17 protein-coding genes are annotated in these 15,448 nt (G+C 62.0%); 11 read left to right on the top strand and 6 right to left on the bottom strand.

Annotated elements, in window-relative coordinates:
* The first annotated feature begins 30 nt into the window (after window positions 1-30).
* Window positions 31-879 (top strand): malonyl-ACP O-methyltransferase BioC, encoded by an 849-nt coding sequence (bioC, locus tag IFT80_RS11355; protein ID WP_192137636.1) that lies wholly within the window; start codon window positions 31-33, stop codon window positions 877-879.
* Window positions 876-1,553 carry a dethiobiotin synthase gene (bioD, locus tag IFT80_RS11350; RefSeq protein WP_192137576.1) on the top strand — a complete coding sequence of 226 codons (678 nt, stop codon included), beginning with the start codon at window positions 876-878 and terminating at the stop codon, window positions 1,551-1,553. The genes bioC and bioD overlap by 4 nt, the downstream gene beginning before the upstream one ends.
* Before the next feature lie 6 nt (window positions 1,554-1,559).
* Here the strand turns inward: bioD and IFT80_RS11345 are convergent, their stop codons facing one another.
* Window positions 1,560-1,946 carry a type II toxin-antitoxin system VapC family toxin gene (locus IFT80_RS11345; protein WP_122480417.1) on the bottom strand — a complete coding sequence of 129 codons (387 nt, stop codon included), beginning with the start codon at window positions 1,944-1,946 and terminating at the stop codon, window positions 1,560-1,562.
* A complete protein-coding gene (locus IFT80_RS11340; protein ID WP_122480418.1) occupies window positions 1,943-2,182 on the bottom strand; it encodes a type II toxin-antitoxin system Phd/YefM family antitoxin in 240 nt (79 codons plus the stop codon). The genes IFT80_RS11345 and IFT80_RS11340 overlap by 4 nt, the downstream gene beginning before the upstream one ends.
* 217 nt (window positions 2,183-2,399) lie before the next feature.
* On the opposite strand from IFT80_RS11340, the gene IFT80_RS11335 reads away from it, so the two are divergent.
* The 3 genes from IFT80_RS11335 to rarD all read left to right on the top strand — a co-directional run bounded on the left by IFT80_RS11335 (window position 2,400) and on the right by rarD (window position 6,348).
* Entirely contained in the window at window positions 2,400-4,301 is a 1,902-nt protein-coding gene (locus tag IFT80_RS11335) for a PhoX family protein (protein WP_192137575.1), read from the top strand.
* 75 nt (window positions 4,302-4,376) lie between these two features.
* Window positions 4,377-5,351: a serine/threonine protein kinase gene (locus tag IFT80_RS11330; protein WP_122714579.1), complete on the top strand. Its 975-nt coding sequence runs from the start codon at window positions 4,377-4,379 to the stop codon at window positions 5,349-5,351.
* A 109-nt stretch (window positions 5,352-5,460) separates the two neighbouring features.
* Complete coding sequence (rarD, locus tag IFT80_RS11325; RefSeq protein WP_192137574.1) at window positions 5,461-6,348, top strand: EamA family transporter RarD; 888 nt, start codon at window positions 5,461-5,463, stop codon at window positions 6,346-6,348.
* A 224-nt stretch (window positions 6,349-6,572) separates the two neighbouring features.
* Here the strand turns inward: rarD and IFT80_RS11320 are convergent, their stop codons facing one another.
* Window positions 6,573-7,019 (bottom strand): response regulator, encoded by a 447-nt coding sequence (locus IFT80_RS11320; protein WP_192055805.1) that lies wholly within the window; start codon window positions 7,017-7,019, stop codon window positions 6,573-6,575.
* 162 nt (window positions 7,020-7,181) lie between these two features.
* Between IFT80_RS11320 and IFT80_RS11315 the strand changes: the two genes are divergently transcribed.
* The 6 genes from IFT80_RS11315 to IFT80_RS11290 all read left to right on the top strand — a co-directional run bounded on the left by IFT80_RS11315 (window position 7,182) and on the right by IFT80_RS11290 (window position 14,074).
* Window positions 7,182-9,125, top strand: coding sequence for a putative nucleotidyltransferase substrate binding domain-containing protein (locus IFT80_RS11315; protein ID WP_192137573.1), 1,944 nt, complete (start codon window positions 7,182-7,184; stop codon window positions 9,123-9,125).
* Window positions 9,122-9,829, top strand: a complete 708-nt coding sequence (locus tag IFT80_RS11310; protein WP_446730986.1) for a 3'-5' exonuclease — start codon at window positions 9,122-9,124, stop codon at window positions 9,827-9,829. Before IFT80_RS11315 ends, IFT80_RS11310 begins: the two co-directional genes overlap by 4 nt.
* 143 nt (window positions 9,830-9,972) lie before the next feature.
* Window positions 9,973-11,097: a PepSY-associated TM helix domain-containing protein gene (locus tag IFT80_RS11305; RefSeq protein WP_192137572.1), complete on the top strand. Its 1,125-nt coding sequence runs from the start codon at window positions 9,973-9,975 to the stop codon at window positions 11,095-11,097.
* Window positions 11,094-11,276: a hypothetical protein gene (locus IFT80_RS11300; protein WP_192102987.1), complete on the top strand. Its 183-nt coding sequence runs from the start codon at window positions 11,094-11,096 to the stop codon at window positions 11,274-11,276. Before IFT80_RS11305 ends, IFT80_RS11300 begins: the two co-directional genes overlap by 4 nt.
* Before the next feature lie 329 nt (window positions 11,277-11,605).
* On the top strand, window positions 11,606-13,300 hold the full coding sequence (locus tag IFT80_RS11295) for an ATP-binding cassette domain-containing protein (protein ID WP_192137571.1): 1,695 nt from the start codon (window positions 11,606-11,608) through the stop codon (window positions 13,298-13,300).
* A 150-nt stretch (window positions 13,301-13,450) separates the two neighbouring features.
* Entirely contained in the window at window positions 13,451-14,074 is a 624-nt protein-coding gene (locus IFT80_RS11290) for a glutathione S-transferase (RefSeq protein WP_240998857.1), read from the top strand.
* Window positions 14,075-14,087: 13 nt separating this feature from the next.
* On the opposite strand, the gene IFT80_RS11285 is transcribed toward IFT80_RS11290, so the two are convergent.
* The 3 genes from IFT80_RS11285 to rloA2 form a co-directional block, all read right to left on the bottom strand.
* Window positions 14,088-14,492: a type II toxin-antitoxin system VapC family toxin gene (locus IFT80_RS11285; protein ID WP_122480426.1), complete on the bottom strand. Its 405-nt coding sequence runs from the start codon at window positions 14,490-14,492 to the stop codon at window positions 14,088-14,090.
* Window positions 14,489-14,752 (bottom strand): antitoxin, encoded by a 264-nt coding sequence (locus IFT80_RS11280; RefSeq protein WP_192137570.1) that lies wholly within the window; start codon window positions 14,750-14,752, stop codon window positions 14,489-14,491. Before IFT80_RS11280 ends, IFT80_RS11285 begins: the two co-directional genes overlap by 4 nt.
* A 152-nt stretch (window positions 14,753-14,904) precedes the next feature.
* The gene (gene rloA2, locus IFT80_RS11275) at window positions 14,905-15,408 is read right to left on the bottom strand and encodes a retropepsin-like aspartic peptidase RloA2 (RefSeq protein WP_192055815.1); all 504 of its coding nucleotides are present in this window, start codon (window positions 15,406-15,408) and stop codon (window positions 14,905-14,907) included.
* Window positions 15,409-15,448 lie beyond the last annotated feature (40 nt).

Genomic DNA, 15,448 nt, shown 5'->3' with positions numbered 1-15,448 from the left:
AAGGGTTTTGCGTTTGACGCACGTTTGGCGATGGTAGATGACGCGGCTTGCGCCGCTGCTACAGGGGCCGAGGCGGGGTCTGCGTTGCCGGACAAGCGGCGGGTGGCGGCTTCCTTTTCCAAGGCAGCGGCGAGTTACGACAGCGTCGCGCAGTTGCAACGCGACGTTGGGCACGCGCTGCTCGCACGCCTGCCGACCGGTCTGCAACCCTCGCAATGGCTCGACTTGGGCAGCGGCACGGGCTATTTCAGCCGCGCCCTGGCGCAGCGTTTTCCCGAGGTCGCCGGCGTGGCGCTGGACATTGCCGAAGGCATGCTGACCCACGCCCGCGCCCAGGGCGGCACCTCTTGGCATGTGGCCGGAGATGCCGAGCAACTGCCGTTGCGCAATGGCAGCTGTGGCCTGATCTATTCCAGCCTGGCGGTGCAATGGTGCGGCGACTTCGCCGCGGTGCTTGCCGAGGCCCACCGAACACTGCAGCCCGGTGGCGTGCTGGCATTCGCCAGCCTGTGCGCGGGCACGCTGCACGAGCTGCGCCAGAGCTGGCGCGCAGTGGATGGCCGGGTGCACGTCAACCGCTTCCGTGAGTTCGCCGACTACCAGCGCCTGTGCGCCAACAGCGGTCTGGAGGTACTGAGCCTGGATAACGTGCCCCATGTGCTGCACTACGCGGACGTGCGCGGCCTGACCCATGAACTCAAGGCGCTGGGCGCGCACAATCTCAACCCCGGCCGACCCGACGGCCTGACTGGCCGCACGCGCATGCTTGGCCTGCTGCACGCCTATGAAACCTTTCGCACACCGCTGGGGCTGCCCGCCACCTACCAGGTGGTCTACGCTGTGTTGCGCAAACCTGTCGAGCAAGGACAATCCCGATGAGCGCCTATTTCATCGCCGGTACCGACACGGACATCGGCAAGACCACGATCGCGGCCGGCCTGTTGCACGGCGCTATGCTCAGGGGCCTCAGCACGCTGGGTGCCAAGCCCGTTGCCTCGGGCTGCGATGTCACACCCAAGGGCCTGCGCAACAGTGATGCGCTGGCCTTGATGGCGCAGAGTTCGATCAGCCTGGAATATGCGCAGGTCAATCCAGTGGCCTTCGAACCGGCGATCGCTCCACACATTGCCGCTCGCGAGGCTGGCGTGGCGCTGACGGTTGGATCGTTGCTGGCGCCCATGCGCCACGTGCTGGCCCAGCAGGCAGACTTCACCCTGATCGAAGGCGCCGGCGGCTGGCGCGTGCCGCTGTCCGACCAGGCCAACCTGTCGGACTTGGCCATTGCCCTGAAACTGCCGGTGATTCTGGTGGTGGGCGTGCGCCTGGGCGCCATCAGCCATGCGCTGCTCAGTGCGGAAGCGATCGCCCGCGACGGCCTGCAGCTGGCCGGCTGGGTGGCCAACATCATCGAACCGAAAACCTCACGCCTGGAAGATAACCTCGCCACCCTGGCCGAACGCATGCCAGCGCCCTGCCTGGGTCGCGTGCCCTACCTGAAGGACGCCAGTGCCCAAAGCGTTGCCGAGCATCTGCATCTGGAGCTTATTGGGTAGGACGATTCAAACGTGCAATGCGGGTGCGCCGTATTGGCTCAACAATGCGTCGGCCGTCAGTAACTGCATGCTCTCGAGGGTAGCCTGGGCGAATAGCAGGCGATCGAACGGATCGCGATGAATGGGCGGCAGTTTTTCCACGGCCATGCCATGGGCTGCAGTGATGGGTAGCTCGCTGTAGCCATTGAGCAATAGCTGCCGGCGCAGACGCGCCGTATCGATGACCGTGGCGCTGCGGCTCAGACCGTTCTTGATGGCCACTTCCCACAGGCTCGCTGCGCTGAAGTACACCTCGTGATCCATATTGCCGATCAACGATCGAGCACTTGCTGAAAGCATCGGGCTGTCCTTGGCAACCCAGATCAGGATATGCGTGTCGAGCAGTAACTTCACACCTTGCCCTCGAAGAGATTGGCGACCTCAATGTCCAGCTCATCAAAGTCTTCGGGTACCTCCAGGTCAAGCATGAAACCGATACGCTTTGCTTCACCCGCTAGTGGCGTGTCATAAGCCACCAGCCGGGCAACCGGCTTGCCGGCTTTGGCAATGACGACCACTTCACCGGCCGCAGCTTGATCCAGTAGCCGGGACAGATTGCTTTTGGCATCGTGAACATTGTGAATGGCCATCGGTGGCGACTCCTTTGTACAGGTGACTACAGTGTATCTTAGCCCATCTGGTTAGCTAATTCTCTTGTGCGCATTCATGCTGGCTTTGCACCGTGGTTCCCCCCGTATTGCTGTATTCGGAAACATTTCTGCACGCACGCATCGGCACACCCCCTGCCTGCAACCTGTTCGTCATAATCCCTCCTTAAGGTACTCGCTGACCTGAAGGGAGATGATCATGAGCCTATTAGAAGAACATCAAGCCACCGACCTGGAAAAGATCACCGGCCTGAGCCGTCGTCGCTTCATCGGTGCTGGCGCATTGTGCGGTGCCGCAATGTTCATGGGCGGTAACCTGCTGACCCGCACGGCCGTGGCCAGCGCCGTGAGCGCCGGTAACAGCGGCCTGCTCGGTTTCACCGGCATTGCGGCTGCCACCAGCGACACCATCAGCCTGCCGCCAGGCTATCGGGCCAGCGTGCTGATCAGCTGGGGGCAACCCCTGCAAGCCGGCGGCCCTGCGTTCGACCCCAGTGGCAACGGCAGCGCCGAAGCCCAGGAAGTGCAGTTCGGCGACAACAACGATGGCATGAGTCTGTTCCCCTTCCCCAACGACGCCAATCGCGCGTTGATGGCCATCAACAACGAATACACCAACTACCGCTACCTCTACGCCCACGGCGGCAGCCCGCAGTCGGCTGAAGAGGTGCGCAAGGCCCTGGCCTGCGAAGGCCTGTCGGTGATCGAGATCCAGCGCAAGGCCGGCCACTGGCACTTCGTCCAGGGCTCGCAGTACAACCGCCGCGTTCACGGCAACACGCCGATCCGCGTCAGCGGGCCAGCCGCAGGCGACGCTCTGCTCAAGACCGCCGCCGACAGCACCGGGCAACTGGTGCATGGCACGTTCCAGAACTGTGCCAATGGCAAGACGCCCTGGGGCACCTACCTCACGTGCGAAGAAAACTTCACCGACTGCTTCGGCAGCACCGACGCGACGCTGGCCTTCACGGCGCCGCAGAAACGCTACGGCGTGGTCGCGGCCAGCAAGGAAATCAATTGGCACCCCCACGATCCGCGCTTCGACATGGCGCGCAACCCCAACGAACTCAACCGTCATGGCTGGGTCGTGGAAGTGGACCCGTTCGACCCCACCGCCATGCCGGTCAAGCGCACCGCACTGGGTCGCTTCAAGCATGAGAACGCAGCCCTGGCCGAAACCCGCGACGGGCATGCCGTGGTATACATGGGCGACGACGAGCGTGGCGAATTCATCTACAAATTCATCAGCCGCGATCGCATCGATCACCACAACCCCAAGGCCAATCGTGACCTGCTCGACCACGGCACACTGTACGTTGCGCGTTTCGACGACGGCGACGGCAACCCCGACCACCCCAAGGGCCGCGGCCAATGGCTGGAGCTGACCCATGGCAAGCACGGCCTGGATGCCAGCAAAGGCTTTGCCAGCCAGGCCGAGGTACTGATCCACGCGCGACTGGCTGCCACCGTCATGCAGGCCACGCGCATGGACCGTCCCGAGTGGATCGTGGTCAGCCCGAAAGATGGCCAGGTCTATTGCACCCTGACCAACAACGTCAAACGCGGTGACGACGGCCAACCGGTCGGCGGCCCCAACCCGCGCGCGAAGAACGTCTACGGTCAGATCCTGCGCTGGCGCGAAAGCGGCGACGAGCACGGCGCCATGGAATTCGAGTGGGACCTGTTCCTGGTGGCCGGCAACCCCAGCGTGCACCCTGGCCAGGCCAAGGGCGGCTCGTCCAACATCAATCCGCAGAACATGTTCAACAGCCCCGATGGCCTGGCGTTCGACGATGCCGGTCGACTGTGGGTACAGACCGATGGCGACACCAGCAACGCGGGTGACTTCGCCGGCATGGGCAACAACCAGATGCTCTGCGCGGACCCGGCCAGCGGCGAGATCCGTCGCTTCATGGTCGGCCCGGTCGGCTGCGAAGTCACCGGCGTCAGCTTCGCCCCCGATCAACGCACCCTGTTCATCGGCATCCAGCATCCGGGTGAAAACGGTGGTTCGACCTTCCCCGAGCACCTGCCCAACGGCAAGCCGCGCTCCTCGGTGATTGCCATCAGCCGCGAGGATGGCGGGGTGATCGGCGCGTAACGCGCCACCGCTGCCGCAGCGTCTGCGCTACCATGGCGAGCCGGACGCGGCAGCCTGCCGCGCGCAGGAGTACGCATGGCCCACCCTTTTGAAACACTGACCCCAGACCTGGTGCTCGACGCCGTGGAAAGCATCGGCTTTCTCAGCGATGCCCGGGTGCTGGCGCTCAACAGCTACGAGAACCGCGTCTACCAGGTGGGCATCGAAGATGGCCAACCGCTGATTGCCAAGTTCTACCGTCCCGATCGCTGGACCAACGCGGCCATCCTCGAAGAACACGCCTTCACCGCCGAGCTGGCCGATTGCGAAGTGCCCGTGGTCGCCCCCATGGTGCATGAAGGCGAAACGCTGTTCGAGCACGCCGGTTTCCGCTTCACCCTGTTTCCTCGCCGCGGCGGCCGGGCGCCGGAGCCGGGCAATCTCGATCAGCTCTATCGCCTGGGCCAGCTGCTGGGCCGCCTGCATGCCGTGGGCGCCACACGCCCGTTCGAGCACCGCGAAGCGTTGGGGGTGCAGAATTTCGGCCACGATTCGCTGCAGACCTTGCTCGAAGGCAACCATGTACCGCGCAGCCTGCTGCCCGCCTACGAGTCGGTCGCCCGAGACCTGCTCAAGCGCGTGGAAGAGGTGTACAAGGCCACACCGCACCAGAACATCCGCATGCACGGCGACTGCCACCCGGGCAACATGATGTGCCGCGACGAAGTGTTTCATATCGTCGACCTCGACGATTGCCGCATGGGCCCGGCGGTTCAGGATCTGTGGATGATGCTCGCCGGCGACCGCCAGGAATGCCTCGGCCAGTTGTCCGAGCTGATGGACGGCTACCGCGAATTCCACGACTTCGATCCGCGTGAGCTGGCGCTGATCGAACCCCTGCGGGCGCTGCGCCTGATGCACTACAGCGCCTGGCTGGCGCGGCGCTGGGAAGATCCAGCCTTTCCGCGCAGTTTTCCCTGGTTCGGCACCGAGCGGTATTGGGGTGACCAGGTGCTGGCGTTGCGCGAGCAGCTGGCAGCACTCAACGAAGAACCGTTGAAGCTGTTCTAGCCGGGCGCCGGACCTGAAAGCAGCGTTCGCCTTTTTGTTTCCAATGCTTTGATGTGTAACAGTTACCGACCAGCGATTCGATTTCGAAACCGTGCCAGCAGGGAGCTCCATGCAAGTCGCCAATCCCCGTCGGGGGTACATCCTGGGCCTGAGCGCCTACATCTGTTGGGGGTTCATCCCTCTCTACTTCAAGACCCTTGCGCACTACCCGGCCGTGGAGATCATCGCCCAGCGCGTGCTTTGGTCGGCGCTGCTCGGCTCATTGCTGCTGCTGGTGTGGAAGCATCCCGGCTGGCTGCGCGAATTGCGCGACAACCCTGTGCGCCTGGCGATCCTGGTGGGCAGCGGTTGCCTGATCGCCGCCAACTGGCTGGTCTATGTGTGGGCGGTGAACAACGGTCGACTGCTCGAGGCCAGCCTGGGCTACTACATCAACCCGCTGCTCAACGTCGTGCTCGGCTTGCTGATCCTGCGCGAGCGGCTGCGCCCGCTGCAATGGATCGCCGTGGCGCTGGCGGCGACGGGGGTGGCGCAGCAGGTCTGGCAGGTGGGCAGCCTGCCATGGGTCTCGTTGGCACTGGCCCTGACGTTCAGTTTCTACGGACTGATCCGCAAGCGGGCACCGGTGGCCGCGTTGCCAGGGTTGGTGATCGAAACCTGGTTGCTGGTACCGCTGGCCGCGGGCTGGCTGCTTTGGCACGGCGATGCCGTCAGTATCCAGCCGGCCTTCTGGACTACCAGCGATGCACTCTGGTTGATGGCTGCAGGGCCGATCACACTGGTGCCGCTGCTGTGTTTCAATGCCGCCGCGCGCCACCTGCCTTACACCACACTGGGATTTTTGCAGTACATCGCACCCACGCTGGTGCTGCTGTTGGCCGTTCAGGTATTCGGGGAACATCTGGCGCCAGCGACATTGGTCACGTTCATCTTCATCTGGGCGGGACTGGTTATCTACAGTGTGGATATCTGGTGGAACCGGCGCGAACGTCACTGATCAAAAAATGATCTACCGGCTGCAGGCCACGCCGGGCGTAGTGTACAGAGATCTACGCCGAGGTTATCCACAGCCTGGTCCCCGTGGATTGTGCACAACATGCCGTAAACTGGCTGTTTTTTGAACGATTTCCTGTAAGCCTTGCAGGACGCGCCCTGCAGAGAGGTCGACACAGGTTATCCACAGGCAGGCGCAGGATAACCTTGGATAACCTGAGAGAGGCTTCAGATCAAGCCGAGCTCTTCGCGCGCCAGTTTTACCAGCAGGTCCAGGTCGATCGGCTTGAGGAGAAAATCCACCACGCTCAGGTGCATGGCAGTAATCGCATCCTTCACGCTGGCATCGCCTGAAATGATGATGATCGGCAGCGCCGCACGCTCCGACTCGCGCACTTCACGGATGAGGTCCAGGCCCGACTCGGGCCCCATGCGCAGGTCGGTGATCAACAGCCCGATGCCCCTGTTGGCGCGCAACTGCAGCATTGCGCCCATGGCGCTGTCGGCCTGCAGGCACTCGATGCCATGCAGCGCCAGAATCTGCGCAAGGACATCCCGCGTGTCGTCGTCATCATCCACTACCAGCACCAGCTGCGGCGGCAGCGCCTGCACCTGGCCCAGTTCGCTGAGCGCTTCACGCTCGGCATCGCTCAACAACAATTCGTGATCGGACATACGCTTCCCGTCATCCAGAACCTATCCATCTGGCCATTGCGCTCGATCCCGCCTTTTAGACTTACGTCCAATGGGCACCTTCGCCCATGCAGTCGACCATGGCCGAACGATAAAGACAAATCTCCCATAACAACAACTTCCGATTCGACCTATCGAGCGGTAATGGCCATGAGCAAAACCGACGCCTTCACCCAGGCGGGCAAGACCGCGGTGCTGCAGAACATCCACGGCACCGTGCAGTTCCTGCAACGTTTCCCACCGTTCAACCAGATGGAAAACGCCCACCTGGCGTACCTGGTCGAGCAGTGCCAGCTGCGCTTCTATGCCGGCGGTGAAAGCATCATCAAACCGGCCGACGGTGCTGTCGAGCATTTCTACATCGTCAAGCAAGGGCAGGTGGTGGGCGAGCGGCCGCACAGTGCGCGTCGCGGCACCGAAACCACGTTCGAGATCACTGCCGGCGAGTGCTTCCCGCTGGCCGCCCTGCTCGGCGAGCGCGCCACGCGCACCGAGCATCTGGCGGCCGAAGACACCTTCTGCCTGCAGTTGAACAAGCCGGCCTTCATCAAGCTGTTCGCGCTGTCGACGGTGTTCCGCGACTTCGCCCTGCGCGGGGTGAGCAGCCTGCTCGATCAGGTCAACCAGCAAGTGCAGCGCCAGGCCGTGGAAACCCTCGGCACCCAGTATTCGCTGAACACCCGACTGGGGGACCTTGCCATGCGCCACCCGGTGACTTGCTCAGGCTCTCTGCCGCTGCGCGACGCCGTGCGGCTGATGCACGAGCAGCAAGTGGGCAGCATCGTCATCGTCGATGACCTGAAGGCCCCCCAGGGCATTTTCACCCTGCGCGACCTGCGCCAGGCCGTGGCCGACGCGGCCACCGATTTCGGTGCGGGCATCGAGCGCTACATGATCCCGCGGCCCTTCCACCTCAGCCCTGAAGCCAGCGCCTTCGATGCTGCCGTGGCCATGACCGAACGACACATCGCCCATGTCTGTCTGGTGAAAGACCAGCGCCTGTGCGGCGTGGTGTCCGAGCGCGACCTGTTTTCCCTGCAGCGGGTGGATCTGGTGCACCTGGCACGCACCATTCGCCATGCCTCGCGCCTGGAACAGTTGGTTGCCTTGCGCGGGGAGATCAGCGCTCTGGTCGAGCGCATGCTGGCCCATGGCGCATCGTCGACGCAGATCACCCAGCTCATTACCTTGCTCAACGATCACACCGTCTGCCGGGTGATCGAGTTGGTGCTGGAAGAGCGCGGTGATCCGGGCGTGCCTTTCAGTTGGCTGTGTTTCGGCAGCGAGGGCCGCCGCGAGCAGACCCTGCACACCGATCAAGACAACGGCATCGTCTTCGAAGCCCGTGACGCCGCCCACGCCGCCGAGATCCGCGGCAAGCTGCTGCCGCTGGCGCACCAGATCACCCTGGCCCTGGCGCAGTGCGGCTTCAGCCTGTGCTCGGGCAACGTCATGGCCAGCAACCCCGAGCTGTGCCTGTCGCGTCTGGAATGGGCACGGCGTTTCGCCGGTTTCATTCGCGAAGCGAGCCCGGAGAACCTGCTCAATTCGAGCATCTACTTCGACCTGCGCACGGTATGGGGCGATGATTCGGCGTGTGCGCAGTTGCGCCGCAGCGTGCTGGAGCAGGTGGCCGACAATCGACTGTTCCAGCGCATGCTGGCGCAGAACGCCTTGCGCCAACGCCCACCGGTGGGGCGCTTTCGCGACTTCGTGCTGACCCGTCAAGGCAGCGACAAGGCAGCCACCCTGGACCTCAAGGTGCAAGGCCTGACGCCCTTCGTCGACGGCGCGCGCCTGCTGGCCTTGGCCAACGGCATCGACACCGGCAATACCCTGGAGCGCCTGCGCCAACTGGTGGCCAAGGAGGTCATCGACGCGCAGGACGGCGCCGCCTACGAAGAGGCGTACCATTTCATCCAGCAGACCCGCATGCAGCAGCATCAGGCCCAGGCTCGGCAGCACTTGCCCTACTCCAATCGCATCGACCCCGCCGAACTCAACCACCTGGACCGGCGCATCCTGCGCGAGTCGCTGCGCCAGGCCCAACGTCTGCAGGCCAGCCTGAGCCTGAGGTATCAACTGTGAATTTGTTCCCGTGGCGGCGGCCACGCCCGATGCCGCTGGCGGCCGAGCTGCAGCAGCGCCTGCAAGGGTTGCCAGGCCCGCAGCCTTTGACTGACTGCAGCCTGCGCGAACAGCGCTGGGTGGTGCTGGACCTGGAAACCAGTGGCTTGAACCTGAACAAGGACCAGGTGCTGTCGATCGGCGCGGTGGTCATCGAAGACGGCGCGGTGGACTTCTCCCAGCAGTTCGAACGCACATTGCTGCGTGAGCAACCGCGGCTGGGCGCCAGTGTGTTGATCCATGGCCTGGGGCCGGAAGCGATCGCCGCCGGCCAGGTGCCCGCAGACGCCCTGCTCGATTTCATGACCTTCGTCGGTGACAGCCCGCTGCTGGCGTTCCACGCACCGTTCGACGAGCACATGCTGGGCCGCGCGCTCAAGGACAGTCTGGGCTGCACGTTGCAACACCCCTTCATCGATGTCGCCGAGCTGGCGCCGATGCTCTGCCCCGATGCGCTGCTGCGCGCAGCTGGACTGGACGACTGGACCATGCATTTCGGCCTGCAGGTCGGCGAGCGCCATCACGCCAGTGCCGATGCGCTGGTCACCGCGGAATTGGCCATGCTGCTGTTCAGCCGTGCGCGCCGCCAAGGTCTGGATAGCCCCCGCGTCCTGGCCGAGAAAGTGAGCCAGTGGCGGCGCAGGCAGCAGAACCAGGTGTTCTGACCAGCGCAAAGGCGTGTATGCACCCGACCGCTACCCGACAGCGGTCGCCAGTATCGACTACAGGTGATAACGTCCTGGCACTCAACGCGCCATGACCCAGCCATCCCTGTGTGGACGGCTGGGTTCTTTTTGCAGGCCCTGAAATGAAAAGCACCACCATCCGCCGCTGGTCCTTCATCCACACCTGGACCAGCCTGATCTGCACCCTTTTCCTGCTGATGCTTGCCATCACTGGCCTGCCCCTGGTGTTCCATCACGAGATCGAACACCTGCTGGGCGATGCGCCACAGTTCCGCGAAATGCCTGCCAATACGCCGCAACTGGATCTGCAACAACTGGTGGAAGCCGCCCAGGCCCATCGTGCGGGTGAAGTGGTGCAATACTTCAGCTGGGACGAGGACGAGCCTCACGGCGTGCTGGCGATTACCGCTGCCACCGCCAACACCGAGCCCAATTCGTCGCACACCTTCATGCTCGATGCGCGTACCGGCGAAGCCGTGGAAACGCCCTCGGCCAACGGTGGCTTCATGATGGTCATGCTGCGCCTGCATGTGGACATGTATGCCGGCCTGCCCGGCAAGCTGTTGCTGGCATTCATGGGTCTGCTGTTCGTGCTGGCGATCGTTTCCGGGGTGGTGCTGTATGCGCCGTTCATGCGCAAACTCACGTTTGGCACCGTGCGCAATCAGAAATCCACCCGCACCCGCTGGCTCGACCTGCACAACCTGATCGGCGTGGTCACCTTGACCTGGGCGCTGGTGGTGGGCGTGACGGGGGTGATCAGCGCCTGCGCCGACCTGCTGATCGGTGCCTGGCGGGCAGAAACCCTCAGCGCCTTGATCGAACCCTACCGCGACGCGCCACCGCTCAAACAACTGGCGCCCGCCACCCGCCTGTTGGACATCGCCCATGGCGCTGCGCCAGGCATGACACCCGACTTCATCGCCTTCCCCGGGACGCGCTTTTCCAGCGAACATCATTACGCGGTGTTCATGCAAGGCGGTACCCACCTGACCTCGCACCTGCTGACGCCAGTGCTGATCGACGCCACCACGCTGGACGTCACTGCCGTGGTCGAACGGCCTTGGTACATGGACGCCATGGGCCTGTCGCAGCCGCTGCACTTCGGCGATTACGGCGGCATGCCGATGCAGATCCTGTGGGCGGCGCTGGATGTATTGACCATCATCGTGCTGGGCAGTGGCGTGTACCTGTGGTGGGTCCGCCGCCGCGCCGCCAAGGCCTCTGGCGCAGAGGCCACGGCGTGACGAAAAGGAAGAAGTCGATGTTCTGGCCGGTGTTCCGCATTCCGCTGTTGGTCAGCGTGCTCGGCACCACCGGATTGTTCGCCGCCCTGTTGGGGGATGGCGGGTGGGATGCCCTGGCGTGGGTGGGGTTGGGGGTTCCTGCGGTGCTGGGGGTGTGGGGATTGGTGAGGAAGGGCTGAGCTGGGAGGAAGGAAGTTACCCCTGGTTAACTAGGCGGTAATGTTTTGTTTAACTTTATCATCCGAGCAACCGAAGTTTCCAAATCCTACACATCAAACCGTTCTACATCAAACAATCGAAGATCACGCCCTACTTTGAAGCTAATTACTCTGATAGCTCACTGTTAAATATCCTACAATTTTTCAGGACGCAGCACTGTGCGTTAACGTTGTATCGAATCAAACATAATGATATCTCTATCTGCCTCGCACTACGCCCACTGGTTTGCTCGGGCTAATTGTGCATTCAGCTCGTGAACAAACCAACATTGAAATGAGGCCCCATCGGTATGAGGCGTTTCCTGGCGCATGCAGTAACGCAAAGGCCAGCCCTGTTCGGGGCTACCTTGATCACGATATTCATCCTCAAGCTTTCGTTGTTTGCGCCTCCACTCTTGCTGGGTTCCATTATTGACAACCTGTCACTCGACAACAGCGCTGAAAACCTGACGATACCTTATCTGCTCGGTGGTTATGCGTTGGTCATACTGGTGACAGCTGCGGTTGCACCCATCCAGACGTATGTCCTGACTCGACTGGTGCAGCAGACGGTCAAGGATCGATCCATCAGCTGGATGGCGGAGATATTCAGAAAAGAATTCAGCATCTTCAATAATCTGAGAATCGGCCATTTGATCAAAGCGACGGACCGGGGCATTACCGCTCATGAGCAGATACTGAATTTCTTTGTCACCGTTGGGCTGCCCCTGATCATCGAGATCCTTGTCGTCAGCGTTCTGTTTGTGCACTTTGGCGGCGCCCAACTCTTTGCAGCGCTGTTGACGGCGTCATGCATCTATTTATATGTGTGCCACAGAATCATTCAGTGGCGGACTCGACATATCAACGACGTCAACGACAGCGAAGACGAAGTCTCTGAACGTCTGTTCAGCACGCTGCGCGCCGCACGGTCGATCAAGCTGGAAGGCGCGGCAGAACAAACGCTATCCCCGCTCAACCTCGCATTCGAGCGCTACGCGCGTTGCGCTACCACCGTCGCCAGTTCTGCCGCGGCGCTGGGGTCCGCGAAAATGCTCTTCATCGGGCTTTCCACGTGTGGACTTCTGGTGTGGGGCGTTCGAAACCAGGGGGTGACAAACCCGACATTGACCATCGGCGAGTTGGTTGCCCTGTGCTCGATTGCGGGTGGATTTCTCACCAACATATCGGGCATTGCCGAAGCCTATCGTTCGGCCCACCAGTTCATGGCTGACAGAGTGAAACTGCAGCAGACCCTCAGCCTTCCGCGATTCGATGGACCGGACCGATCCCTGGAACCTGGGACACCCCTCTTCTCCTCGTTGGAGTTGGCAGCATGCGAGGTGTCAGGCCGACATTTGACGCTCGACGCTTCCCTGCGATTCAAGTCCGATGAGAGCGTGGCCATCACGGGCCCCAGTGGTGCAGGCAAGTCAACACTGCTCGAGTTGCTGGCGGGTATGGATGCGGCGTATCGACAATATCTCTCTTTGAATGGTATCTGCGTCCAGCGTATCTGCGGCGCCTTGCAGCTGCGCGCGCTGCGCTACTGCCCGCAAAGTGCGGTATTTCTGCCGGGCGATCTGGAATCGGGCGTGATGTATGGCCATGCCGCCGGACCTGAACTGTTGAAGCAGGCCCGGCAACTATCATTGAGCGCACTCCTGAGCCAATTGAATCTCAACGACAACGCTTCCAACCTTTCCGGTGGACAGGCCAAGCGGCTTGGCCTGCTTCGCTTGTTGAACAGACCTGGACGCTTCAATCTTTTTGACGAGCCAACCGCTTCACTCGATCAGGAGCTGGCCATGGCTACGTGGGACACCTTGATGCATGCATTCAAAGGTAAAGGGTTGATCTGCGTTACTCACGATATCGAAGCATTGGCGCGTTTCGACCGGGTTCTGGTTATTCAGCAGGGCAGAATCGTTGCCGATGGGCCATGGCATCTGTTGAGAAAGAAGGCAGGTCTGCTCGAAGGCATAGCGGAGGTGCCAGAACGCTGAGCGATAGCCCTGTGTACAAGTTGAGCTGTGAACCTGCATTCCTGGCCAACGCACCCAATGTCGGAGAGCGTAGGTCACGATCAAGTTGAGACGGCTTGACCCCATCTCACAGCTGATACAGGGTGTTTCCTTATCCAAGGAGAACACCTCATGCCCGCCATGACGCTCTACCACAACCCCGCCTCCCCCTTTGCTCGCAAGGTCATGGTGCTGCTGCATGAGACCGGTCAGTTGGAGCGGGTCGCGCTGAAGACGGTGGCGTTGAGCCCTGTCAGTCCGGATGCGTCAGTGAACCAGGACAACCCGGCCGGGAAGATTCCGGCGTTGGTGCTCGAAGACGGCACTACGCTGCATGACAGTCGGGTGATCCTGGAGTATCTGGATCACCAGCATGTGGGCAACCCGCTGATCCCTCGGGAAGGGGCGTCGCGCTGGCGGCGGTTGACGGTGGCGTCATTGGCGGATGCGATGCTCGACGCGGCCGTGCTGATTCGCTACGAGAAGGCCCTGCGGCCGCCTGAGCTGCACTGGCCGTTGTGGCTGGATAATCAGGCGGAAAAGATCGAACGGGGACTGGCGTATCTGGAGGCCACGGCGGTCGCGGAGTTGAGCGCAGCGTTCGATATCGCAGCGATCGGGGTGGCCTGTGCGCTGGGGTATGTTGATTTTCGCATGCCGGAGTCTGGCTGGCGGCAGCGCTATCCGGGGTTGGCAGGGTGGTATGCCGAGGTGAGTGAGCGCGAGTCGCTGCGCTCGACTGTGCCGTCGGCCTGACAGGCCGGGGTGCTCACGCGACCTCGCACCAGTCCTGTACCTCGAGTCCCTCGACAAAACGAAACGCCTTGTCACTGGTGACCAGTGTCATCCCGAGCGAAAGGCTATGGGCGGCGATAAGGCCGTCCAATGTGCCCAGACATTGCCCGCGACGCTCGCCTACGGCTCGGCTCGAGCCATAGGCCTGGGCCGCCTGGCTGCCCCAGGGAAGGATATCGACGGTTTTCAAGAACGCATTGACAAGCCCCGCCAATCGCTGCGCCGACGGTCGCTTGGCCAGGCCATAAAGCAACTCTGCCTCGGTGATGGAGGAAATGCACACCGATGCCATTGGCACAGCGCTCAAGTTCTTGATGACCGCTGGATGCCCCTTGAGCAGGTAGCTGACTGTATTGGTGTCCAGCATCAGCTGCTTCATTCAGGGATACCGTCAAGTGGATCACGGTTTTCACCACCCACCTTGGTGCGATCGTCGGCGTTCAGGAAGTCGTCTGGAATGCCGCCTTCCGCGACAAGTGCCAGAAACTCATCCCATGAATCCGGCTTTCTGGACAAAATAACATCGCCGGTCTCGGGATCGCGCCGTATGAAGACTTCATCGGTGTCGAATCGGAAAGCGGCAGGCAAGCGCACGGCTTGGCTTCGACCATTTACGAAGACTTTTGCTGTCTGAGACATGTGCATTCCCCAGTGCTGGTATACACCACAATATATACCAGCATCCAAGGGGGGAAAATGAGAGATTTTCCGTTCGCCTCGTAGGCCTCACGATCCTGATTAATGCACGTTGGATACGTGACAGGCGCATTGCCAGCCTGTCACACGCAGAATCAGCAGTCGGGCTTGTCGGCGACGAAGCGGCGGGCAGGGTTTACCGCGGCCTTGAATTCACGCAGGCCCTTGGCGCCGATCAGCAGGGGGTAGTTGAAGCTGCTGCGGTCTACCAGGTTGACCTCGATGGTGCGCTTGACGTCGCCCAGGCACAGCTCCAGGTCGACCACGGGGCGTTGCGAGACTTCGGTACCTTCACCATCGTCGTCTTCTTCGGCGCGGTTCTTGATCTTGCTCATGCGCGAGATCTTGTGCTCGTAAATCTTGTTGTCGGCATCCTTGGTGGCCAGGCGAAAGCGTACCCAGTCGTCGCCGTCGCGGGTGAACGTCTGGATGTCCTTGGCCGACAGCGACGCTGTCAGTGCGCCGGTGTCCATCTTGGCCTTGAGCGTCTGCCCGCCAATTTCGGGCAGCTTGATGTATTCATAGCGACCATACAGGGTCGGCTCTGCTGCCAGCGCGGGCAGGGCCAGTATGGACAACAGGGCGAGTACGTTCTTCACCTGGGATTCCTTCGGGGCAGTGTGCAATGCGCGCAGCATA

The organism is Pseudomonas sp. CFBP 8771 (assembly GCF_014841695.1).
GTDB classification, from domain to species: Bacteria; Pseudomonadota; Gammaproteobacteria; order Pseudomonadales; family Pseudomonadaceae; genus Aquipseudomonas; species Aquipseudomonas baltica.
This window is presented reverse-complemented; position numbering and strand designations above follow the sequence as displayed.